Here is a 23,418-nt window from a genome sequence, read left to right on the forward strand (position 1 = left end):
AATACGCCAAATTTTAATCCAAAAAGGATGAAAATGAAAAAAATTTTACTTACGTTATTAACAGCTAGCATGCTTATCACTGGCTGCACGAGCGTCACAAAGTCAGGCGTCGTGGGCGCAGATCGCAAGCAGTTCATGCTAGTATCTTCTGAAGCGATGGAGCAAAGCTCGGCTCAAGCTTACGTCAAGACGCTCACAGCTGCTAGAAGCAAGGGCGAGCTAAACGTCGATCCGATCCTCACAAAAAGGGTTCAAGATATCGCAAAAAGGCTGATCGCGCAAACTGGCGTTTTCAGAGAGGATGCCCTAAAATGGAAGTGGCAAGTGAATGTCATAAACGAAGATACGCTAAATGCTTGGTGCATGCCAGGGGGCAGGATCGTCGTTTATAGCGGTATTATTAAAAAGTTAAATTTGACAGATGCACAGCTAGCAGCGGTCATGGGTCACGAGATCGCCCACGCGCTTAGAGAGCACAGCAGGGAGCAAGCGAGCACCGACCAGCTCAAAAACATCGGCATCTTCGCAGTCGCAACCGCCACCGGACTTGGCGACCTTGGCGCAAGCGCTCTAAATTTAGCTAGCCAATACACCATCTCACTGCCATTTTCTCGCTCACACGAGACCGAGGCTGATCACATCGGCACTGAGCTAATGGCAAGAGCTGGGTACGATCCAAAAGAGGCGGTCGAAGTTTGGGTTAAGATGAGCAAGATGAGTGGTGGCAAAGTGCCTGAAATTTTAAGCACTCACCCATCAAACGAGAGCAGGATCAAGGATCTAAAAGAGATCGCAGCAAAGCTTGAACCGATCTATCAAGCGGCAAAAAAAGGTTAGGCTTGATCGAGCGAGCAAATTTAAGCGACCTTGAAGCGATCACGAAAATTTATAATGACTACATACTAGAAAGAACTGCGACTGCTGATATGCGGCCAGTTAGCACAAAGGAGCGAGAGCCTTGGTTTAACGCCCACGGCGGCTCGCGCCCTATCTTTATCTACAAAGAAAATGATGAAATTTTAGGCTACTGCTCGCTAAGTGACTTCAATCCCAAGATCGCTTACGATATAAGCGTAGAGATAAGCATCTATGTCGCTAAAAAGGCTCTTAAAAATGGTATCGGCAAGCAGCTTTTAGCCCACAGTATAAACAAAGCTAGAGAGCTAAATTTAAAAAATATCATCGCACTAATCTTTAGCAAAAACGAAGCAAGCCTTGGGCTCTTTTTGAAATTTGGCTTTGAAAAATGGGGCGAACTGCCTGGCGTTTGCCTGATGGATAATGAGTACAAAGATGTCGTTATCTTGGGGCTAAAGCTCTAAAAGCCAAGCATTAAGCAAATGAAGATATAATCACCTTCTTCTTGGGTAGATGTCCGAGCGGTTTAAGGAGCACGCCTGGAACGCGTGTGTGGGGCAACTCACCGAGAGTTCGAATCTCTCTCTGCCCGCCATTTTTTAAACCTATCAAATTTACCTAGTGCTTAGGATAGGTATGAAAATTTTACTCTTAGGCGCTAGCAAAAGCCTTGGTGGCTACGTTATGGATGTGCTTTAAGCTCCTACATAGACTCACTACACGCTGATACGTCCGTAGTGGTTTAGTTGTGCCAACGAGATAGACTACGAGGTTACGAGCTGGACAAAAAAGGGAGAAATTTAAAAACGAAAATGACCAAATTTCAAGAAAATTTATCGCAAATTTGATCATATGATGCCTGATAGGGTAGCTTTGGCATAAAAGATAGCCTAGGCATCAACAAAAAATAAAATTTAAAGGAAAAAGATGATTGAACACTTACTACTATTTTTGGCTTTACTAGCTATCATTATCGCTTTAGTGATGGTCTCAAACCGCCTAAAGGTCGCCTATCCTGTGCTATTAGTCCTTGGCGGGCTTGCCATTAGCTTTGTGCCAAATTTACCAAGTATCAAGATCGATCCAGAGCTTATTTTCATCATATTTTTGCCGCCACTTCTTTATGAGGCTGCGTGGGCAAACTCGCTAAAAGAGCTCTATAAATGGCGCCGAATGATTGGCAGTTTCGCCTTTATCGTGGTTTTCATAAGCGCAGCAGCAGTTGCTTTGATAGCAAATTTAGTGATCCCTGGCTTCTCGCTCGCCCTTGGCTTCATGCTTGGCGCCATCGTCTCGCCACCAGACGCGGTGAGCACGGCAGCTATCCTTAAATTTGTCAAAGCCCCGCGCAGGATCAGCGCTATTTTAGAAGGCGAGAGCCTTTTAAATGACGCATCATCGCTCATCATCTTTCGCTTTGCCGCAGTGGCAGTGACTACTGGGCAGTTTATCTGGTACAAGGCGGCTGCAAGCTTTGTCTGGATGGTGGCTGGCGGTGTTTTGGTCGGTCTTGTGGTGGCATTAGTAGCCTACTTTTTGCATAAGACCTTGCCAACCGATGAGAACAGCGATACGATCATGACGATCACGACGCCTTATGTTATGTATATTTTAGCTGAGGAGCTTGGCGCGAGCGGCGTTTTGGCGGTAGTTTGCGGCGGACTTTACCTCTCGACAAAACGAAACGAAATTTTAACCGCTTCAACAAGGATCCACGCTTTCCCCGTTTGGTACAACCTTATTTTCTTGCTAAACGGCCTTGCCTTTACCATGATCGGCCTTGATCTGCCTGAAATTTTAGCAGGGCTAAAGCGTAGCGGCGTCTCGCTCTTTGAGGCGGTCTCTTACGGCGTTTTGGTCACTGCCGTGCTCATCGTTATCCGCCTCATGTCATCTTATGGAGCCGTTTATATCACGATGTTTATGAAGCGCTATATCAGCGTGGCGGACGATCGCAACCCTGGCAAAGCCGCACCATTGATCGTCGGTTGGGCGGGCATGAGGGGCGTAGTCTCGCTAGCTACGGCACTCTCTATCCCCGCCATGGCTGGTAGCGAGCCGTTTCCACATAGAGATCTCATCTTGTTTATCACCTTTGTCGTTATCTTGCTAACGCTCGTAGTTCAGGGACTAACTCTGCCGCTACTTATAAAAAGTGTCAAATTTCCAGACTTTAACGACCACATGCCAAATGAGCTTGCAAGGATCAAGATAAAAAAGGCACTTGCCGAGGCTTCGCTTAAATTTCAAAGCGAGAAATTTTGCAATGAGGAGAATTTCTTGTTCCAAAAACTCAAAGAAGTTTGGAATTTCGAGCTTTCAAATGAAAATTTCGAGATCAGCGACGAGGTCAGGCAGACCTATTTTGAGATCCTAAATGAGCAGCGAAAGGCGCTTCGTGAGCTAAACAAAGACCCAAAAATCGACGAAGAGATCATCAGGATCTTTTTGTATCACATCGACCTTGAGGAGCGAAGGTGGCAGGAGCATAGCGAGTACTAAAATTTTCTCCCGACGCTGCAGCTTACCGCGCCGCAAAATCTCTTACCAAATTTGGCTTCGACGATGAGAACGAGTACGAAAAATATCTTCTCATCGTTTAGCCTCGCGATCTGGCGTAAAGTTTGGCTAGCGTCATTAAATTTAACATCATTTTCGCGCAAACTCTTGCAAAACTCAGTCTCGTCAAAGCCAAGCATGCGTGAAATTTCACTGATAGTGTAAGGCTCAAGCGAGGCGATGATGCGGTCCATGTTGCATATAGTTGGATTTCTGCGCTGCGTGGTGACATCTATTATCTCATTTACGAGCTTTACTAGCTTTCTTCTGCGGTTAAAAAGGTGCAAGATCACGGCACAAACGATCAAAGCCCCTGCAAATTTGTGCGCGCTCATCATCCACTCACTATAATCACCCATGGCGAAATTTAGCCCAGTAAATGCAAGCAGGCAGATCCCACAAGCAAGAGCGCAAACAAGACAAAATTTATATATCACTTCTACTTTAAGCAATGCAAATTCCTTAGTTTTTTGAAATTATACACCTACTATGCAAAAAATGAAGAGCGCCAACTAGAAATTTAGCTGGCGCGTTAGAGTAAATTTAACTAAAACTTGTAGTTAAAGCTGAGATTAAATGTGCGTGGATCGCCATAAACCATCATGTTTTTGCCGATGCCCTCGTAGTATTTTTTATTAAAGAGATTGTCGATATTTAGCTGCACGTCAAAGTTTTTAGCAAATTTATATCCAAACATCAAATTTGCCAAGGTGTAGCCCTTTTGTGTGATCTCACCTACGCCTTTGCCAGTGTAAATTTTGCTCTTATACATAGCTCCAGCCCCTACTCTAAAGTCCCTAAATTCATACTTTGCAAATAAATTTGCCGTACTTCTTGATGAGTCGGTGGCGTATTTCTCACCATTAGCATCTTTTGCGTTAAAGTGCGTTGCACCAAAGCTTAGGCTTAAGTTTTTAGTGATCTCGCCGTTTAGATCTAGCTCGACGCCCCTGCTTGTCACACCCTTGCCAGCCTCATATATTTTGGCATTTGTCGCTGGATTTATCTTGCCAGTATCTATGCCAAGCTTATCTTGCACGATCTTAAAGACGCCAAGACCTGCTTGAAGCGCCCCGTCAAGATACTCGCCTTTGATGCCCACTTCATAGTCCTTGCCTTGGATCGGATCAAGATACTTGTCGTTTGCGTCCTTTACGCTTTGGGGTTTAAATATGCTCGTGTAGCTAGCATATAGAGTGTGGTTTGCTCCGATGTCGTAAGTGACGCCAAGATATGGCGTGATCTCATTTGTGAAATTTCTATTGTCTTTGCCGCCCTCGATCTCGTATTTGTAGTAGCTCACCCTAGCACCTAGCAAAAATTTAAGCTCATCGGTGATTGATAGTTTATTTGCCGCGTAAAATGCCTTTTGTATGGTTTTGTCTTTGTTATTTTGATCTTCGTAAGGAAATTTTGGATCATCAAGGTGTAAATTTTTAAAGTCTATCCTACTTCTAGCCGTATAAGCAAGCCCAGCTGGCGTAGTCCTTTGCAACCAGTAGCTACTTACCTTATCGCTACTTTTTTTATAGTTGTTATACATCGCGCCAAAGACAAACTCATGGGATAAATTTGCTATCTCGTAAGGGATATTTGCGTATGCATCGAAGTTATGGATATTCTCCTCTCTTTTGTTTGCATAGGCGCTAAGACCACTCATATTGCCGGTGCCATCTAAATTTACCGCTCCGCCGTAGTAGAGTAAATTTGAGTCAGTGTTTGCCCGTCTAAATGAGTAGCTTAAATTTAAGCTCGCTTCATTTTCAAAGTAGTGCTTAAAATCAGCGTAAAAATCAAGCGTTTTTATGTCCCACCTAGTCCAAGGCTGAGAGAAAATTTCATTTTTACTAAAATTTGTCCTAGAGCCATCTACGTAAAATGCTGGCATGCCGCCCCACCTAACGCCACGTCGTCTTAGCTCTTGATAAAACGCACCAAGGCTAAGCCATGAGTTATCGCCTATGTCGCTATCGACTACGCCATAAATCGCGCTATTTTTGCGGTTGTAATAATCCATATAAGAGTGCGACTTCTCATGCATAAAAGATAGCCTTGCTCTAACGCTTCCGCTCTCATTTACTGGCGTTTGCACATCGCCATTTACGCCGTATCTATCGTATGAGCCTGCACTTATGCCAAAATTTCCTTTTAGCTCCTTTGAGTCTGCTCTTTTTCTTATGAAATTTAAGCTTGCAGCTGGATTGCCAGCGCCTGCAAGTAGGCCATTTGCTCCTTTTACCACCTCGACTCTTTCATAAGGTAGCAAGCTCATATCATTTGCGCCAAGGCTAAAGCCGCCAAAGCTAGGCATCGAATCAAGCAAGTAATAATCTATCTTAAAGCCACGAGCCGTCGGATATACGCGCTCGTCCCATTTATTTAGCGTGACGCCTGGGATATTTCTAAGAAGCACCTGATAGTCCTTGATGCCTTGATCTTTTAGCCTTGCTTCTGTTAGCACGGTTAGCGACTGGGCGTTTGGCGAGAGGTTAAATTTAGCCTTGTTGTGCTCTTTACAAGCTCTTTTGCAAAGTAGTTTGCATCGTCTCTTCGCTCGCTCTCCACGACATCGACCGCTTCTAAAACCTTGTCATTTTCACTAGCGTAAATTTGAGGCAATGCCAAATTTAAAGCAACTAAGCTAAATAAAATTTTTTTCATTTTTTCTCCTTTTAAATTTTCTAAACCACAGATAAAGCCCTGAGATACTCAAAACTAACGGCGAGATGCCCACTATAAACCAGATAAATTTCGTAGTTTGGTTGTAGTTTCCAAAGTGCGATCTCCTAAAGGCTGAGAGGATTTTCTCGCTTAAATTTGCATTTTTTATGTCTAGGACGCTAACTAGTTTGCCGCTTTCTTTGTCGTAGGTGATCACGCTTGAGTATTCGTTATGCAAGAAACTTTGCCACATCACGTAGCCAAAGATGCGGATGTTTGCTCCTTGCATGAAAGGCAGCGAGATGAAGTGTGGCTCAAATCCTTTTATATCCTTTTTGCTACGAGCCACCAGCTCATCAAGGGATAAACTTTTGTTGTAAATTTTTGTGTCTATTACGAAGTCATTTTTAAACTCTGGCGCGCGTGCCATCTGAAATTCCCACCAAGCGCCACTTATGCAAATGAGAAGCAAAACTGGCGTGCAAAAAATGCCTATTATCTTGTGGATGTCATTCATGAAAACATTTAGGCCATTTACGCGCAGTCTAAGCAGAGTTAGCCAAAATTTGCGGTAGATCACAAAGCCGCTAATGCAGATAAAAAATGTAAAAATAGCTGTTAGAAAGAGGATAACATTGCCACTTTTTTCAAGCAAAAGCTCCTCATGGATATGCGTCAAAACTCCGAAAGATCCCTTATCATGCGCAAGTGGCTCGCTCTTTATCTTGCCATTAAAAGCGTCAAAATAGATAAATTTCCACTCTTTTTTGCTGTCGTTATGCTCAATTAGCCAAATCTTGTCACATTTTTTAGGGTTTGCATCGATGTTTATGCCAACCATCTCGTAGCCGCTAAGCTCGCTTGCGACGATATCTCTTAGCTCATCAAAGCTGATCCTTTTGCTCAAATTTTCTTTGTTTAAATTTACATTTACGATATTTGGGTAAAAAAGGCTGTTTAGCTCATCTTTATAAACCAGGATCGCACCGCTAAAGCAAACTACGACAAGCGGGATAAAAAAGAGAAGCGACAAATATGCATGCACCTTGTAAAAAAGCTTTAAATTTAAAAATTTCACCCCTTTAGCCACCTTTTTAAAAATTAGTTTTGATAATAGCTCGCAATTTTATAAGATTTTTGCTTTTATAATTTTTAAAACCATTATCAAAATATAATTTTAAAAAGAAAGTAACGTTTGTGAAATTTGAGTTTATAAAGGTAAAAAATTTGATATAAAAAGAGAGACAACTCCTCTTTGTGTAAGCGGAAAAGCCAGAAAAGGGGGAAGCAAAGTCTTAACCGCTACAAAAAGGAGGGCCCGTTTAGGACGATGAAATGTTATTATTTAAATATAAATTTTAATGAAATTTTTAGTTAATAAAAAAGAAATTCTACGTAATACTAAAGTCAATTACGATATTTAGGCATTTTCTAAAGAAATTTCTCTTTTAAAAAGGTAAAATATATGCTTTTGCATGAAAGCAAAAATCACATTTGAAATTTCATTTTTATTACTATTAAACGTGGTTTATTTAAAAGTTATTTTATTTATTTTTTCAAAAGTTCTAACAAATTTTAAAATTTATGAGCGAGCATATCACGCTTCTAAATTTAGTGGCGAATAGTTATGAGCCCTAAATTTAGTAAGCTGCTAAGGCGAGTGAGTAAAGTTTTAAAATTTGCAAAATAGCTTTTTAGAAATTTAAAGTTTTGTTTCTTTGTTAAGGGGGAAGAGGCTTGAATTACGAAGTCGCTCCCTTCCCCCTTAACAATCCCCTAACCCCGACAACGTTAGAGGTGCATGCTATAGCACTATCGTGCCGCATGCGTTTTGCTATCAAGTAAGTTTTCGCAAATTTTAAAATTTCATGAACGAGTAATTTCGGCTCTAAAATTTGAGCCAAGCGGTTAGCGAAGCCAAATTTTAGTAGTCAATTCTTGCGAGTGAATGAAAGTTTAAAATTTGCAAATTTGCTTCGTCATACATATAAATTTCAGATAAATTTTAATTCTTAGGCACGAGTTCTAAGACGTTGCAGGCTCGTTTGCTGCCCATTTTGCAAGCTTTATCAAGGGCATTTGCAGATAGATCAAAGCTCTGCTCTACGCCGTTTCCTTGCAGGTATTTTGTAGCTAGCTCGTAGCAAGCTTCGCTGCTGCCATTTTCGCAAAGCGACTTAAATATCTCATAAGATCTAACCAGATCTCTCTCCACGCCAAGACCTCGGCCTAGCATGTCAGCATATAAAAAGCAAGAGGTTTTGTCTTTGTTCTCACACTCGCTTGAAAGCTTTTTAGTAAAGCTCTCGCAAGCTTTTGCGTCACTTTTGTTGATGCAGTTTTGCATATTTTCATCCCAGTTTGCACTTAGAGATAAAACGGCAAATGTTAAAAATAAAATGGATTTTTTCATAAATTTCCTTGAGAGAGATAAACCCCCTTTGGGGGAAAGGGGGTCATTACAAAAAGGAGGTTTCTTGTTGGACAAGTGGAATAATACAAGCCTCGTCTAAATTTAAAGCCAACTCTTATTTAACAAAAAACAATCAAACAAGATCTCTCTTGCTAAAGCCCAAATAGCCGCAAACTAGCAAGATCGCGCCAAGCACTAAAGGGTAGATGATCGCGTAAGCTACAAAGGTCGCTTTTGAAAATGTGCCTAAGATAAAGTAAGACGCAGTGCCGATGACTGCTAAATTTGGATCAAAAAGGCTAAGCGCTGCTATCCTAAAAAGCTCGATCGGATTTAGCATCGCGATAGAGTAGATGACGTACTCATCGACAGAGCTTCGCATAAGCAGCCCAATGAGCGCTAGGTCGATAAAAGCTAGCATGATAAGCCAGAGCAAAAACGCCACGCCTTGACCTGTTTCTTGGTTTTTAATAAGGCTTGAGATGAAAAAGCCAAGCGACAAAAAGACGATACTTAGGCTAAAAAGCAGACCAAAATAAAGCACCAGCACGCCCCAAGGTATCGACACGCCCTTTATAAAGCCAACCACCACGCAAAGCAAAAGCGAGAACAAAAGCGGCACAAAAACGACAAAAGTCCGCCCAAGCGCCTTGCCAAAGTAGTACTCTTTAAGGCTTAGCGGAAAGCTTAGCACGTACTCAAGCAGGTTTGTATCTCTGTCTTGGTTTATACTTCTAACGGTTGAGATGAGGATAAATATCGGCACGATGATGACGCAAATTTGTATAAACAAAAGTAGCGCCCTTGTTAGCCCAGAAAAGCCTAGTACACGCGAGTCGGTCACTCCGCTAAATAAAAATCCTATCATCAAAGCAGAAAAAAGAAGCGCATAGATCGCAAACCACCTCGAGCGAAACGACTCTTTGACGTCTAGTTTTGCTATTAAAAAAAGGTTATTCACTCTTGCTCCTTAAATTTTCTTCTTTGATGATCTTGCCAAGGTCCATATAGACGCATCTATCAAGCAGATGAGCGATCTCATCTATGCGGTGCGAGATGAAAACTAGCGTCTTTTTTTGCGTGAAGTTATCGAGCAAATTTTTAAAAGACTCCCTTGCTTTTACATCTAAATTTGCCGTTGGCTCGTCAAACATCAAAATTTCGCTATCTTTGGCAAATGCGATGGCTATTAACATCTTTTGCTTCATACCGCCAGAGAGTTTGTAAAAGGACTTATTCAAATTTGCATGCAGGTCAAGCTCTAAAAGCTTGCTAAATTTCTCAATATCTTCAAATTTGACATTTGAGCTTTTGCAGACAAACTCGCAAAGCTCACGTAGGCTAAATTTAAGCGGTGGCGGGGTTTGCGGCACAAATGATATAAATTTTAGCGCCTCTTTTCTATCTTTTAGGGTATTTACGCCATTTATCGCGACGCTTCCGCTATTTGGCACAAACTCACCCAAGATGATACGCATGAGCGAGCTTTTGCCAGCTCCATTTTGCCCAAGTATCGCTATCTTTTCGCTAGCTTTTACATTTAGACTGACGCTATCAAGTATCTTTTGCGAGCCAAAAATTTTCGTTACTTCTTTTATATCTATCAAAAAATTTCCTTATATGAGTTTCTTAAAGCCGTTGTCAAATTTAAGCGCATCTTGGTGGCAAACGTCGATACACCTGCCACAAAGCGTGCAGTCAGCCCCAGCTATCCTAAAGAGCTTTTTACTATCATCAGTTTTTGCCCCCTTTTTTGTCATAAAAAGCACGTGTGGCACTAGGCAAACATCGGTGCAAACCAAGCAGTGATCGCACCTTTCTTTATCCCAGCTGACCTTTATAGCATTTGGCTTAGCCAGTAGCGAGTAGGTCGCTCCAACAGGGCAGACATACCTGCACCATGCCCTGCGTGAGAAGAAAATTTCCACCACAAGCATAGCTACAACAAGCCAGATAGCGTGAAAGTAGCCATAGATGATAAATCTTGAAAATATCCCAACGACGTTAAAAATTTCAAAGACAAGACTTGAGCTAGCAAAGCTAAGAGCCAAAAACAAAATGGTAAAAGCATATCGCCACTTTGTGTCAAAAACTCGCGGTTTTACTATCTTCTTGGCGCGTAAATTTTCGTGAATTTTCTCAGCTATCTCGCTTATGAGTGAATACGGGCAAACCCACGAGCAAAAGCCCCTGCCACCAAAAATGATGTAAAAGGCTAATATACTAAGCGAGCCAATTAGCAAATTTACATGAATTTCATGCGTTGCTAAAAAGACTTGCAAGCTCATAAATGCATCTGCTAGGTGAAAGCCAAGTATCCTTGAGGCGCTGATGTCACCCTCTAAAATTTGCACATCGACCCTATAAGAGAGCACAAATAAAAGATGCACTAGCACGATGGTAAAAATTCGCCAAAAACGTATGCTTGGGCGCTTTTTGCCATCTTTTGTAGTCGTTATTAGCGTGCTTAGAAAGCTTACATTTCTAACTGTCGCACGAACGTTATATTTATCCATTTTTACTTTTTAAATTTAGAAATTTCATCAGCAAGGCTGTTTAGATCGCTGTCGCTAACGTTTGTAAGCAGTCCCTTCATAAGCGTGTTTTGCACCTTGCCAGCCTTGTAATCAGCTAGTTTTTTTAGCAGATCCTCTTTGCTTAGATGAGTGATATCAGGCGCTACTATGCCTTTGCCATTTGCGCCGTGGCACGGAGCGCAAGAGGTTAGGTATTGCTTGCTAACGCCTTCATTTTGCGTCTTAGCCACGCTTAGGCTTAGCTCTTTTACCTTTTTTAGCTCATCTTCGCTGGCAAATTCCTCGCTAGACTTTGACTGCTCTTTTGAGATATTTTGCTCCACTTTTGGCTGAACGCTAGCTTCTACTTTCTCCTTTTTAGGCGGAGTTTGGCTTAGCATAAACACCATGATGCCACATATCAGCACCGCTAAAATGATCGTTATGATTTTTCCGATTTTCATTGTTTGCTCCTAAACTGCGCATTAAAATCGCTTATCTCTTTGGCTAATTTTCTAATCTCACTCTCATCCATCTTTTTAACAAGATCACGCATCAGCACATTTACTTTCTCTTTGTTTTTATAAGCGTTTATCATCTTATAAATTTCATCCTCGCTCTTTGTTAGAAGCGATGGTCCGATGATGCCATTTGCATAGTCGTCGTGGCAGGCTGAGCACTTTGTGATGAAGTCCTTGCTAAGTCTGCCCTTTATAAGCCTTAAATTTATAGTTTGAAGCGGGCTTTTTACCATGGCAAGCGCTCCGATCTGGCGGCTTACGTTGTTATCTTCAAGACCAAATTTAACGCTTTTTTCGCCGTGCATATCGTATTTTATAAATTCATTTTGCTTATTTGCACTCTCGTTGTTTTCATTTTTTTCGACCTTTATGCTAGCACTTGTCGCTACTTTTGCACCTTGCTCGCTAGCAGCCTCTTGCGCTTTGTCCTCACTCTTTTCACAGCCGACAAATAGCAACGCAGCAGCTATTAAAGGTATTATTGCTCTCATTTTTTCTCCTTGTAAATTTCATCATAGCTCATCTTTGGGGCGATATTTATGATCTTTGCTGGGCAGACCTCAGCGCAAACGCCACAACCCACGCAGCCATTTTTTATAAGTGGTAAATTTGCCTCGCTCATTGCTATCGCGCTATCGCCAACTGGACAAAGCGTGACGCAAAGATCGCAAATTTGATCGATCTTGCCTTTTATCTTATCTTTTAGCGCCTCTTCTCTGTCGTTATAGGCTTTGCGATCAAGCAGATGTTTAACGTCAGCTTCGCTTAAATTTTCTCTTTTCACGCTCAAACAGGCAGCCGTGTCACTTAAAACTGCAACGCCCATTTTGACATCACCCACGACCTTTGTGGCGTGATCGAGCGCACCGCTAGGACAGGCTAGCACGCATGGAAAAAGGTCGCACAAGTAACATCCTCGCTCTTTGGCGTCGATGTGAGCTGAGCCACTTGAGTAGCCATCTTCTATATCAAGTAAGCTTATACTGTGATAAGGGCAGACTTGTACGCACTGACCGCATTTTACGCAAAGATCATCAAAGTCATCAACAGCACCTGGCGGTCTAAGATAGAGCTTGTCACCACTACTTTTTGGCAAAAACTTGCCTATGGCGTATCCAGCCACCGCTGCAGCTGAGCCAATTATCATAAAATTTCTTCTATCCACGTTTCGCCTTTAAAGCGTTGAAATTTGAAACATCAAGCGGTTTTATCCTAGGCGAACTATCTTCAAGTAGCTTTATCGGTTCAGAAAATGGAGCGAGTTTAGCTAAGAAATTTAAGACGCTAAAGACGCTTGAGCCATAGAAAAACTGCAAATTTGGATAGTACTGCCAGAGCTTATCGATGTATGAGAGGTGCAAAAATGGCGTGTCGCCGTAGCCATCTTTATCTCTATCAAAGCTCTCATACTCATCATAATAATTCTTACTCCATCTGTTTAGTAGCATCTTTTCGCCCGGGGTATCGTTTACGACGATGTCCATGTTGCCGATAAAGTCGTTGTTTTCAAAGATGCTTGTGCCTTGTGTGGCGTGAAAATAGACGCCAACTACGTTGTGTAAAATTTTATTGCCTATAAAATTTATAGTTGATCCCGGCTGAAAAGGCGAGTTATCAAGCAAGATGCCACGCGCGTTATAGACAAGGGTGTTGTTTTCTATCGTAAAGTCAGACACGTCCTTTAGCCCGATGCCGATACCAAAGGCGCCGTCGCTATCCATAACGAGATTGTTTTTTATATTTGAGCTAGCTGAATACATAAAAAACATACCAACAGCGTTGCCGATAAATTCGTTATTTTCGACTAAATTTTGATTAGCATACATAAAATGCAGCGAGTATCTACTGCCAACTGCTTTGTTGCTTAGAAATTTATTGTGGCTTGCGTACCATGCGACCATGTCACGGCTGTCACGGATGTTGTTACGCTCGATCAAATTTTCATGGCTATACCAAAGTCTCACCGCATCGCCTCTAAAGCCAAGACTAGCGCCCTTTTTTGAGGTGATGTTGTTTTCAGTGATCTTTGAGCTGCTGCACTCTTTAAAATCAATCCCAAAAAGCACATCGCTTATGTCATTTTTAGAAATTTCAACGTTATTTGCCTTGTCACAGCCTATGCCAGCGTCAAGCTCGCCAAGGTCGTTGCCACTGCCACTTATCTTTAAATTTTTAAGTGTCACGTTTGAAGCGATGATCTTTATAACGCTGCCCTTGCCGTCCCCTTTTATGTGGGCATTTTTGCCCTCGCCGATGATAGTAAGAGGCTTAGAAATGATTATATTTCCTTCATAAACGGCATCCCCCAGCTTTATCACATCGCCAGGGTTAGCGTTATTTATCGCATCTTGAAGGACGTTTGCAAAGCCAAAAAGTGGCAAAAAAACAAGGGCAAATTTAGAAAATTTACGCATTTAGCTCTTTTTTCTTTGAAAATACCGCAAGTATGCAAAGCACGCTCATCACCATCATCACCCAAAAGCCGATAGTTGGGTATGAGTGCGTTGTAAAGTGCGCCACGCTACCATCGCCTAAGACTGTTGGCATAAATGGCTTGATCTTAAAGGCGCCCCACTCTTGCATGTTGTGTCCATACCAGTATAGCCAGCCCACAAATGCGCTCATAAATAGCACCGGTGCGATGATGGTTGGCACCATGAGAAGTGAGTTAAATTTACCGTCATAGTATAAAAACGCAAGCATACAAAGTGTGGCGATAAGCAGATAATAAGGTGCGATCGCTCGCTCTAAATTTCCGCCATGCTCCATAGGATACATGCCGATGTAGTGGTTTATCGTATTCATCTCGTGCACGTCGCCACTATATCCATCTACGTGAAAATATACTGGGATGCCATCTGGAAAGGCTGCCTTTGGATAGTTTGGCGCTTCAAGAGATACGTACCAGATAGGAAAAGATGGAGTGCCTATCTCTGCTTTTTGCTCGATCATCTTATGAAGATCACTTGCTACCTCTTTTGGTAAAAGGTGGTTTTTATACTGAAATGAGCTATAAAGATCGTAGATAGTGTAAGCATAAGATGGTAGCTCGTCGCCATTAGCTATACGCTCTTTTGCTCCATGCCAGCCAAGAACTGGCAGAGTAAAACAAACGCTCATGATGATAAGTGCAACAATGGTATAAATTTTATATTTACTCATAATCTCTCCTTTAAATTTTAAAATTTAGCCTAGCAAAAAGTTAAATTTTAAAATTTAAAAGGGGCAAAAATGCCCCTTAAAACTACATACCTGCGTTTTCGTCTATCCATTTTAGATACTGGATGATATTTTTGATCTCTTCGTCACTCATGTGCTGATTTGGCATTCTAAGTTTAAAGAAATCAATCATCGCTTTAACGTAGTCATCGTTATAGAATTTAGCAGGATCTTTTATGAAGTCTGCTACCCATTTTTCGCCGTTTTCATGTCTTAGCAAGACACCAGTTAGGTCTGGACCTGAGCTTACTTGACCGATGACGTGGCAGCCATTACATCCGCCTTTTAGATAAGCTTCTTCGCCTTTTGCAGCAGCTGGGCTCATCGGAGTTGCGATCTCTTTAGCTAGGTTGTTTTTAGCTCTTAGACCAACGTCGGCGGTTTTAACCATGTATTGCCATACTTGGTACTCCCAAAGGATAGCGCCATTTACGTCGCCTTTTTTGTAAGCTTCGTCAGCTTTAGCTTTTACCTCTTTGATATGGCCGTATTGATCAAGTGCGTCATCAACCAAAGCTTTTACTTTTGGATATTTCTCATAATGTTTCTCTTTTAGGTATTTAACAACCTCTTGGATAACATCATCAGTTGCTTTGTTAGTTGCGATTACTTTGTCGTACTCAGCTTTTAGAGCCTCTGGACTTAGAGTTTTTAGCTTGCTATTTTTTGCAGATTCATATTTTTTATTTGGATCTTTAACAAGTAAGTAACCCATCATCTCTAGGTGAAGTGCTGAACAAAACTCGGTGCAGTAGTATGGGAAGACGCCTTCCATATCAGCTACGAAATTTACTGAAGCAGTTTTACCAGGCTCAAGTGAAGCGTGGATGTTGTAAAGGTCGATGCCAAAGCCGTGAGTCTCATCTTGAGCGCGCTCTAGGTTTGTTAGGTGAATTGTTACATTATCGCCTTTATTTACCTCGATGTGCTCTGGGTTGATGTGGCTTCTGATCATTGTTGCATAGACAGTTACGTTTTTGCCATTTCTCTCAACTCTTTCTTGACCAGCTAGAGTTGCGTATGGGCTAGCCTCGCCTGTTCTTGAGTTTGTACCCATGTTGTAAGTAAGCGCTGGAGTTAGCTTGCTAGCAGCGATTGAGACAACGTCGTGTGGCTCACCAAGTGGGATAGGCATATCATAGATTAGCTCCATTTTTGGACCATTGATGTCTATTAACTGGTGGTTTTGTGGGTGAAGCGGGCCAACTGGGTTGAAGCGATCGATTGAAAGTTTATCAAGAGCGATTGCATATTTGCCAACTGGTTTTGCTGATTTGCCCTCCATTGTGTCAAGGTGACCGATGTTGTAATGAACATTTACTTTATCTAGCACTTTTAAATTTTTGTAGTCCCATTTTACGATTTGACTATCAACGTAAAGTGAAGTATAGACTACGCCATCTTGTGAGTCAAATGATGTATGCAGTGGTCCAAGGCCAAGTTCGACTTGTCCGTGCATTGTCTTTTCTCTATCTAAGATAGGTATGCCGTATGGGTCAGTGCCAGCGAACTCTTTTTTGTCGATTAGCTCTTTGATCTTTTTAAAGTCATAAACTGATGCGTGAGTATCAAGCTTACCACCAACGATAATGTATCTACCATCTGGTGTTACGTCACAACCGTGTGGGCTCTTTGACTCTGGGATCAAAAATAGTGCCCCAGCTTTTACAGCAGCTTCTATCGTAACTACCCTGTGACCATTTACAACTTTGTAGTTTTTCTTGTCTTGTGCAAGTTTTTCTAAAATTTGCCAGTTATAAACATGTAAGAAGTCGGTGTCGTTTCTACTAGCACCTGCCTCAAATGGAGGAAGACCTTTTTCGATACCACCTGTATACATCTCGCTGTTTATTGAGTTTGTAAAGCCCCAGCCGTAGCTCTCGCCCTTACCAGCGTCACTTAGGTCTTGCCAGTACGGAGGAAGCTCAAGAGAGAAAGATGCTTTCTCATCGATCTTGCCTTTTGGATAGTCAAATTTCCAAAATGTCACAGCGCCTCTATAAACGGCTTCGTAGTCGTCCATTGAGTGATAGTTGTCATCAAGTGGAGCTGCATACTGGCTAGCTTCGATGACGTACTCGCTGTTTGGAGTGATGAAGCTACCGCCGTGCTCACTCTTCATGATAGGGTTTACAACCATTTGAGTTGTCTCAAAGTCTTTTAAATTTATAACAGCGATCCTTGGGTTTGCCTTGTCATTGATAAATAGATAATCACCAACATACTCACCATTTTTCTCAGTGAAATTTGGGTGGTGTGTATCGCCCCAAGTTATCTCTTTGCCCCTGATGTTGCCTTGTTTTAAAACAGCTTTTGACTCATCGTCATAGCCATATCCTTGCCAAGGCTCTGGGGTGAAAACGCCGATGTATTTGTAAATTCTCATCGACGGAACGCCATAAACTAGCACTTGACCACTCTGCCCGCCAGATGAAAAGACGATGAAATCATCTTTTTTACCGCTTGGCTGGTAAGTCTTAGCAGCTGCAAGGACATCTTTTTCGCTTAGCCCGCGCTCTTTCATGACTTTTTCAAGGTCACTACTAGCAGCACAAGCAGCAGTTAAAGATAGCCCAAGCAGTGCAGCACTTGCGACACAAAATAACTTTTGCATTTACTCTCCTTTTTAAAATGAATTTATCTCTAAACTCTTTGTCTTATTGCCTAGATCCACGCCAACAAGCACGTTTTTATCTATAAAAATTTCTTTTATCTCGCCGCTAAAAAGCTCTTTTTTGCCCTTTAGCTTAAAGCTTTTGTCAAATTTATAGATCGCTCCGTCCTCGCCAGCTACTAAAACCTCATCTCCCACGCACGCAAGAGCTGAAATTTTAGATCTTAAAACTTGCTTTTTAGCTCCACTTTTAAGATCTAAAATTTCTCCGTTTCTAAAGCCTATGAAAATTTCATCATCGCTAAATTTACAAGCACTAATGGGCGCAAAGCCAACGCTTTTTTGCTCTTTTACGTTAAGCTTACTATCAAGCAAAAATGCCTTGCCATTAAAGCTGGTAAAAAACACTCCCTCGCCAAGCGGCAAAAAGCTAGAAATTTTATAAACATTGTTAAAATTTTTTGATATAAATTTTTTAGAACTCTTGTCAAAAATAGCGATCGTTACGACATTTGCCATATCGCAAGCGACGTAAATTTTCTCTTTATCTAGCAAGATATTTGAAACCTTACAGCCAACATTTGGCAGTGCAAATAAAAATTCCTTCTCGCTAGCTACCTTTACGATCTCGTTGTTTAAATTTGCAACGTAAAAAGAGCTCTCATCAAAAGCACATCTTTGATCTTTGTAAATTTTCTCCTTTAGTCCTAGGCTTTTTGTCTCGCCATCTTTTACAAAGATGATGTTTTGACTATTTTCATCGACGAAGCAGCCCTTACTCTCAGCAAAAAGCGCTATCAAAGATAAGCTAAGACATAGCAGAAATTTCATTATCTAGGTTGCTTTCATCGTAAATTTAAAATTTGTAAAAACTATACAAGCATAACTCTTAAAAGCAAATTAGCGATTAATTTACTTTTTTAAGCATTTAAAGAAAAATATCAATAATTTTTTTTAAATTTTGCCATTTACAATAAATAGACTTTGGAATTTAATGGATAGAAATATATTTTTGATAAAATTTATTATCTATAAAAGTTCGTATTTTAGGTATTTTATGCATTAAAATTTAAATTATAAATATTTTTTTAAAAAAATTATTTAAATTAGATAATTATATTAAGAAATGAAAAATCGCTCTTGCGTTTTGAGCAAAGCTTAATTTTTAGATTTTTGATATTTTTTTGCTTAAATTTACTGATAACTTAAATTTGCTTAAATAGGCTATAATCCACCAAAAAAAGGAGAGATAATGCTAACACATTTAGATGAAAAAGATCGTCCAAAAATGGTCGATGTAAGCCCAAAAGATCCCACCAAAAGAGTAGCAACTGCTAGCGGGATCATCAAAATGAGCAAAGATGCTTTTAAGGCGATCAAAGAAAATACCGGCAAAAAAGGCCCAGTCATCCAAACAGCCGTTGTCGCTGCGATAATGGGCGCTAAAAAGACAAGCGAGCTAATACCTATGTGCCATCCACTGGCCATTTTGGGTGTGGATTGTGACATCAAGGAGCTGCCTGAAATTTGCGCTTTTAAGCTTTACGTGAGTGTCAAGATAGAGGGCAAAACAGGCGTTGAGATGGAGGCGCTAACAGGCGTGAGCGTGGGACTTTTAACCATTTACGATATGGTAAAAGCCATAGATAAGGGCATGGAGATAGACAACATCGTACTAGAGAGCAAAACAGGAGGCAAAAGTGGCGAATATATACGATCTAAATGATAAAAAGGCGAAAATCGACTACCCAACACACTGGGAGTATAAGGTGATCTTTGATGCTGGCGTAAATGCCGAAGAGAAGGTAAAAGGGATAGTAAAAGATAGAGAATTTAAGCTAGTTTTTTCGAAATTTAGCAAAGATAAAAAATACGCTAGCTACGATCTAGCCGTGCTAGTTTTAAGCGAAGAAGAGAGGCTGGAGATATTTTCAGCGTTAAAACACGAAGCAAAATACGTTTTATAAGGTAAAAATATGGATAAACTTGAGAAAAATTTACGTGATTATAAAGATAGTGAGGGGCTGCTAACTAGCATAAAAGCTCTTTGCAACGACTTTTTTAGGGACGTCTCAGACAAAGACGAAAACACACTGCCTGATCTTTTGAAACAAAAAATGAACGAGCTTTACGACAAGATGGATAAAGAGAGCCTCATAAATGCTAAAAACCTAAAAAGCGCTATGGAGGGGATAAATCAGGCCCTAGTTAGCGACGAAGAAAAGGAGCTTTATGAGCTATTTGATAAAAGAGATGAGATAAATAGAGCGATCGAGGCAAAGCGAGAAGAGATAAAAAATAGGCTAAAAATTTCATTTGAGGCGGCTGAAGAGGTCGTAAAAGATAGAAATTTTGGCGAAAAAGAGGAAATTTTAGAGCTTTTAAATAATGCCATTATCAGAGAAACAAGGATGCTTGGCATCTTAAAAGAGAGTGCTCAAATCGCCTTTCTAACGACGCTTGAGGGCGCAAAGGATGTCGAAGAGACTGCTGGCGCGATAGCTAAAAATATGACCTACGCTGCGATAAGAGGTGGAGAGTTTAGCAAAGAGCGAATGTTTGAAATTTCAAAAAATATCATCAGTGCAGCGGGGAATTTAGCAAATGAGGGGCATATATTTGCAAAAGAGCTCATAAAAGGCGCGATAAATGGCACAAGAGATGGCATTTTAAGAGCTATTGAGAAGCTAAAAGATGAGGCGAAATTTGCTCCAGATGAGCTAAGGCTAAACTCACAGCTTTTAAATTTAAAAAACGTGGATGAAGAGTTTATAGCGCTTCTTAAAGAGCTTGAAAATGAATTTGACGGCGTGGCTAAAAGCGAGATCGAAAGCGTGATAAATAGCGAACTTGACACAAATCTAGCAAAATTTAAACGCATAAGCGATCAAGCGATGGAGCAGATCAGCTCAAGGCTTGAAGAGCTAAAATCAAACGGCGTTGCAAAGCTTATGAGCGAGGCGAACAATAAATTTGAAGCTCTAAAACAAGAGCTAAACGACAAGAGCAAAAAGCTAAAGCTAAATTTTGACGCAAATGACAAGCTCGAAGACATCAAACAAATGGATATAAAATCAGAAGCTAAGAAATTTGGCGACAGGGCCTATCAAGCCGCAAAAGACTTCATAAACGTCATAAAAAAAGATAAAAAAGAGGAGTAAATTTGCCAAGCTTTTTGGCAAATTTATCATTTTGGCTAGGTCTTAGCCTAGCCTTTTCATCACTTAAATTTATAAAAATAGATAGAGCAAAAACGCACCCAAGATCAAGCGGTAGATGACAAAAGGTAGCATCCTGATCCTTGAGATGATCCCCATAAATAGCTTCACGCAGATATAAGCACTAACTGCACTTATGATGACGCCAAGGGCGATGTCGCTCCAAGGTAGGGCGTTTGGATCTTTTATAAGCTTGATACTCTCAAGTCCGCCAGCTAGGATGATGACAGGTATCGAAAGTAAAAATGAGAAATTTGCACTGCCTTTGTGGCTAAATCCTAAAAAAAGTGCCGCTGTCATCGTTATACCTGATCTTGAGACGCCAGGGATGAGCGCCACAGCCTGCGCTAAGCCTATGATGAGAGCAAATTTTATGGTCATTTCGTATTCGCTTTTGTTTGTTGAGCGAAGATCAGCAAAGTAAAGTGCGATGCCAAAGATGATAGTTGTAACTGCGATCACAACGCCACTTCTTGCGTACTCTTCGATCACGTTGTTAAACAAAAGCCCAAAGATGCCAACTGGGATAGTGGCAAATCCCACGCACCAGACAAGCAAGCTATCGCCTACCATCTTTCTTTGCGCGATCGAGGCAAAAAAGTCGCGAAGTAGCTTAAAAATCGTATCTTTAAAATAAAAAAGTATCGCACTTAGCGTACCAACATGCACTGCCACGTCAAAAGCAAGCCCTTGATCTGGCCAGCCAAGTAGCTTTGGCACCAAGATGAGATGAGCCGAGCTAGATATCGGCAAAAACTCGCTTATGCCTTGCACCAAGGCCAAAACGATAACGTGAGAAATTTCCATAAAATGCCTTTTTTTGATTTTAGATTGCAGCTGGGGATTTTACTCCCCAAAGTTAAATTTTATATAAGTTCGCTAGCAAAATTTGCAAGTTTTTGTGGCGTGAAGCCAAAGTGGTCAAATAGCTCATTTGCCTTGCCGCTGGCGCCAAAGCTATTCATGCCATAAACTGCGTCAGCAAATTTATACCACTCATAGCCAGTTGCGGCCTCAACTGCAATGATCGTTGTGTTTTTATCTAAAATTCTAGCCACATACTCAGCTGGCTGCTCGCAAAGTAGGTCAAAACAAGGCGCTGATACGATGTTTGCACCGATACCTTGCTCAGCTAAAAGTGCAGCTGCTTTTACGCAGAGTGAGACCTCGCTGCCGCTTGCTATAAATGTTATCTTTGCATCTTTTGCCGAGCTTAAAAGATATGCGCCATTACTAACCTCACCAAATTCGCCTTTTGCAAGTGGGTCAAGCCCTTGGCGGCTAAGCACAAAGGCACTTGGAGCGTTTAAATTTAGAGCCACTTGCCAGCTAGCTGCGTTTTCGTTGCCATCAGCTGGGCGGAAAGTGTAGAAATTTGGCATCGCTCTAAATGTGCTAAGCTGCTCGATAGGCTGATGCGTTGGACCATCTTCGCCAACGCCGATGCTATCGTGCGTGAAGACAAAAAAGTGCTTGATGCCCATTAGCGCTGCTATCCTCGCACTTGGCTTTAGATAGTCGCTGAAGATGAAAAATGTCGCTGAAAATGGCAAGAAAAGACCGTATCTGGCGATGCCATTGTTGATAGCTGCCATGGCGTGCTCTCTGATGCCGTAGTGGATGTTTTTGCCATTTGGGAAGTCGCCCATGCCCTTTAGCTCGGTCTTGTTTGAAGGAGCAAGATCTGCACTACCGCCGATAAAGCCAGGGAGTTTTTTTGCTATCTCGTTTAAGATAACGTGGTTTGTATCTCTTGTGGCTAGCTTTTTGTCGCTAAAGTCTGGAAATTCGATCTTGCTAAAGTCTGGATTAAGAAGTGAGTTTAATAAATTTTTGCCTTCAATGCTTAACGCCTCAACCTTTTTGTTCCACATAGCCTCTTCAAGATCGCCCTTTTCTACTGCGCCTCTAAATCTTAAAAGCACGTCCTCGTCAATTGCAAATTTCTTCTCAGGATCAAAGCCAGCTGCAGCCTTTGCCTTTTTGATGATCTCCTCACCAAGCGGTGCGCCGTGGCTGTGGTGGCTGCCCTCAAGCTCCATTGCGCCGCGTGCTATGTGTGTGTTTGCGATGATGAGATATGGCGACTCTTTCTCGCTAGCTTGCTCAAGCGCAAATTCGATCTGGTTGAAGTCGTGTCCGTCGATACGTGCGACCTCCCAGCCCTGCGCCTCAAATCTTGCTTTGACATCCTCGCTAAATGCTATCGCTGTGTCGCCCTCGATCGTGATGTTGTTTGAGTCGTAGATGAGCACAAGGTTGTCTAGTCTTAAATTTCCTGCGATTGAACATGCCTCATAGCTTATGCCCTCTTCAAGGTCGCCATCGCCGCAAAGGCAGTAAATTTTATGATCGATTATTTTATTATCTGGCTCATTTAGCACGTTTGCAGCGTATTTTTCTGCCATGGCTAAGCCAACTGCATTTGCTATGCCTTGACCAAGTGGGCCAGTAGCCACCTCAACGCCTGGAGTGTGAATTTCTGGATGTCCTGGGGTGTTTGAGCCAAGTTGGCGGAAATTTTTAAGCTCGTCTAGGCTTAGATCGTAGCCAGTTAAATGTAAGAAGCTATAAACCAAGCTTGATGCGTGACCACCGCTAAAAACGAGCCTATCCCTGTTTAGCCATTTTGGATTTTTAGGGTTGTGTTTTAAAAAATTGCTTAAAACCACCATGATATCGGCTAGGCCCATAGGAGCACCTGGGTGTCCGCTGTTAGCGTTTTGCACCATATCAGCGCACAAAAATCTTATAGTATCGGCTTGTTTTTTTAGCATATGATCTCCTTTTATTGCGTCAGATTATACAAAAAAGTGATTAAAACTTGCCTTGCATTTTT

At 41.5% G+C, this 23,418-nt stretch carries 21 protein-coding genes, 1 tRNA gene and 1 pseudogene; 7 read left to right on the forward strand and 16 right to left on the reverse strand.

Going from position 1 to position 23,418, the window contains the following annotated elements; genetic code table 11:
- The first annotated feature begins 33 nt into the window (after positions 1–33).
- The 4 genes from CVS81_RS06805 to CVS81_RS06820 all read left to right on the forward strand — a co-directional run bounded on the left by CVS81_RS06805 (position 34) and on the right by CVS81_RS06820 (position 3,360).
- Positions 34–837, forward strand: a complete 804-nt coding sequence (locus tag CVS81_RS06805) for a M48 family metallopeptidase (RefSeq protein WP_087583657.1) — start codon at positions 34–36, stop codon at positions 835–837.
- 2 nt (positions 838–839) lie between these two features.
- Positions 840–1,322 (forward strand): GNAT family N-acetyltransferase, encoded by a 483-nt coding sequence (locus tag CVS81_RS06810; protein ID WP_107965507.1) that lies wholly within the window; start codon positions 840–842, stop codon positions 1,320–1,322.
- Positions 1,323–1,365: 43 nt separating this feature from the next.
- Positions 1,366–1,453, forward strand: a tRNA-Ser gene (locus CVS81_RS06815).
- A gap of 332 nt (positions 1,454–1,785) precedes the next feature.
- Positions 1,786–3,360, forward strand: a complete 1,575-nt coding sequence (locus CVS81_RS06820) for a Na+/H+ antiporter (RefSeq protein ID WP_107965508.1) — start codon at positions 1,786–1,788, stop codon at positions 3,358–3,360.
- On the opposite strand, the gene CVS81_RS06825 is transcribed toward CVS81_RS06820, so the two are convergent.
- From CVS81_RS06825 to CVS81_RS06890, 14 genes and pseudogenes are all read right to left on the reverse strand, one after another.
- Positions 3,357–3,869 (reverse strand): chemotaxis protein, encoded by a 513-nt coding sequence (locus CVS81_RS06825; RefSeq protein ID WP_107965509.1) that lies wholly within the window; start codon positions 3,867–3,869, stop codon positions 3,357–3,359. The two genes, CVS81_RS06820 and CVS81_RS06825, sit on opposite strands and share 4 nt — an antisense overlap.
- 95 nt (positions 3,870–3,964) lie before the next feature.
- Positions 3,965–6,078 (reverse strand): annotated as a pseudogene (locus tag CVS81_RS06830) (TonB-dependent siderophore receptor).
- Entirely contained in the window at positions 6,059–7,156 is a 1,098-nt protein-coding gene (locus CVS81_RS06835; RefSeq protein WP_107965510.1) for a PepSY-associated TM helix domain-containing protein, read from the reverse strand. Before CVS81_RS06835 ends, CVS81_RS06830 begins: the two are co-directional and overlap by 20 nt.
- A 927-nt stretch (positions 7,157–8,083) precedes the next feature.
- Positions 8,084–8,491, reverse strand: a complete 408-nt coding sequence (locus tag CVS81_RS06840; protein WP_107965511.1) for a tetratricopeptide repeat protein — start codon at positions 8,489–8,491, stop codon at positions 8,084–8,086.
- Between the two features lie 133 nt (positions 8,492–8,624).
- Positions 8,625–9,452 carry an ABC transporter permease gene (locus CVS81_RS06845; RefSeq protein ID WP_009295293.1) on the reverse strand — a complete coding sequence of 276 codons (828 nt, stop codon included), beginning with the start codon at positions 9,450–9,452 and terminating at the stop codon, positions 8,625–8,627.
- Positions 9,445–10,098 carry an ABC transporter ATP-binding protein gene (locus CVS81_RS06850; RefSeq protein ID WP_103597012.1) on the reverse strand — a complete coding sequence of 218 codons (654 nt, stop codon included), beginning with the start codon at positions 10,096–10,098 and terminating at the stop codon, positions 9,445–9,447. Before CVS81_RS06850 ends, CVS81_RS06845 begins: the two co-directional genes overlap by 8 nt.
- A 9-nt stretch (positions 10,099–10,107) precedes the next feature.
- Entirely contained in the window at positions 10,108–11,007 is a 900-nt protein-coding gene (locus tag CVS81_RS06855) for a NapH/MauN family ferredoxin-type protein (RefSeq protein WP_103579327.1), read from the reverse strand.
- 2 nt (positions 11,008–11,009) lie between these two features.
- Entirely contained in the window at positions 11,010–11,471 is a 462-nt protein-coding gene (locus CVS81_RS06860; protein WP_103597013.1) for a c-type cytochrome, read from the reverse strand.
- On the reverse strand, positions 11,468–12,019 hold the full coding sequence (locus CVS81_RS06865) for a c-type cytochrome (protein WP_103597014.1): 552 nt from the start codon (positions 12,017–12,019) through the stop codon (positions 11,468–11,470). Before CVS81_RS06865 ends, CVS81_RS06860 begins: the two co-directional genes overlap by 4 nt.
- Positions 12,016–12,693, reverse strand: coding sequence for a 4Fe-4S dicluster domain-containing protein (locus CVS81_RS06870; protein ID WP_103597015.1), 678 nt, complete (start codon positions 12,691–12,693; stop codon positions 12,016–12,018). Before CVS81_RS06870 ends, CVS81_RS06865 begins: the two co-directional genes overlap by 4 nt.
- The gene (locus tag CVS81_RS06875) at positions 12,686–13,942 is read right to left on the reverse strand and encodes a nitrous oxide reductase family maturation protein NosD (protein WP_107965512.1); all 1,257 of its coding nucleotides are present in this window, start codon (positions 13,940–13,942) and stop codon (positions 12,686–12,688) included. Before CVS81_RS06875 ends, CVS81_RS06870 begins: the two co-directional genes overlap by 8 nt.
- Positions 13,935–14,690, reverse strand: a complete 756-nt coding sequence (locus tag CVS81_RS06880) for a hypothetical protein (protein WP_021086571.1) — start codon at positions 14,688–14,690, stop codon at positions 13,935–13,937. Before CVS81_RS06880 ends, CVS81_RS06875 begins: the two co-directional genes overlap by 8 nt.
- An 82-nt stretch (positions 14,691–14,772) precedes the next feature.
- Positions 14,773–17,361 (reverse strand): Sec-dependent nitrous-oxide reductase, encoded by a 2,589-nt coding sequence (gene nosZ / locus CVS81_RS06885; RefSeq protein ID WP_107965513.1) that lies wholly within the window; start codon positions 17,359–17,361, stop codon positions 14,773–14,775.
- Positions 17,362–17,373: 12 nt separating this feature from the next.
- Positions 17,374–18,192, reverse strand: coding sequence for an ATP-dependent protease (locus tag CVS81_RS06890; protein ID WP_107965514.1), 819 nt, complete (start codon positions 18,190–18,192; stop codon positions 17,374–17,376).
- Positions 18,193–18,610: 418 nt separating this feature from the next.
- Here CVS81_RS06890 and moaC point away from each other — a divergent pair, with 418 nt between their 5' ends.
- Genes moaC through CVS81_RS06905 form a run of 3 tightly spaced genes read left to right on the forward strand, consistent with a single transcriptional unit; the run spans position 18,611 to position 20,522 of the window.
- A complete protein-coding gene (moaC, locus tag CVS81_RS06895; RefSeq protein ID WP_199907168.1) occupies positions 18,611–19,087 on the forward strand; it encodes a cyclic pyranopterin monophosphate synthase MoaC in 477 nt (158 codons plus the stop codon).
- A complete protein-coding gene (locus tag CVS81_RS06900; protein WP_107965516.1) occupies positions 19,062–19,328 on the forward strand; it encodes a DUF493 domain-containing protein in 267 nt (88 codons plus the stop codon). Before moaC ends, CVS81_RS06900 begins: the two co-directional genes overlap by 26 nt.
- 9 nt (positions 19,329–19,337) lie before the next feature.
- The gene (locus CVS81_RS06905) at positions 19,338–20,522 is read left to right on the forward strand and encodes a hypothetical protein (RefSeq protein WP_107965517.1); all 1,185 of its coding nucleotides are present in this window, start codon (positions 19,338–19,340) and stop codon (positions 20,520–20,522) included.
- Positions 20,523–20,591: 69 nt separating this feature from the next.
- On the opposite strand, the gene CVS81_RS06910 is transcribed toward CVS81_RS06905, so the two are convergent.
- Positions 20,592–21,386 (reverse strand): undecaprenyl-diphosphate phosphatase, encoded by a 795-nt coding sequence (locus tag CVS81_RS06910; protein ID WP_002941660.1) that lies wholly within the window; start codon positions 21,384–21,386, stop codon positions 20,592–20,594.
- 59 nt (positions 21,387–21,445) lie between these two features.
- A complete protein-coding gene (gene tkt / locus CVS81_RS06915; protein WP_107965518.1) occupies positions 21,446–23,356 on the reverse strand; it encodes a transketolase in 1,911 nt (636 codons plus the stop codon).
- Positions 23,357–23,418 lie beyond the last annotated feature (62 nt).

Source organism: Campylobacter concisus (genome assembly GCF_003049065.1).
Classification (GTDB): Bacteria; Campylobacterota; Campylobacteria; order Campylobacterales; family Campylobacteraceae; genus Campylobacter_A; species Campylobacter_A concisus_BE.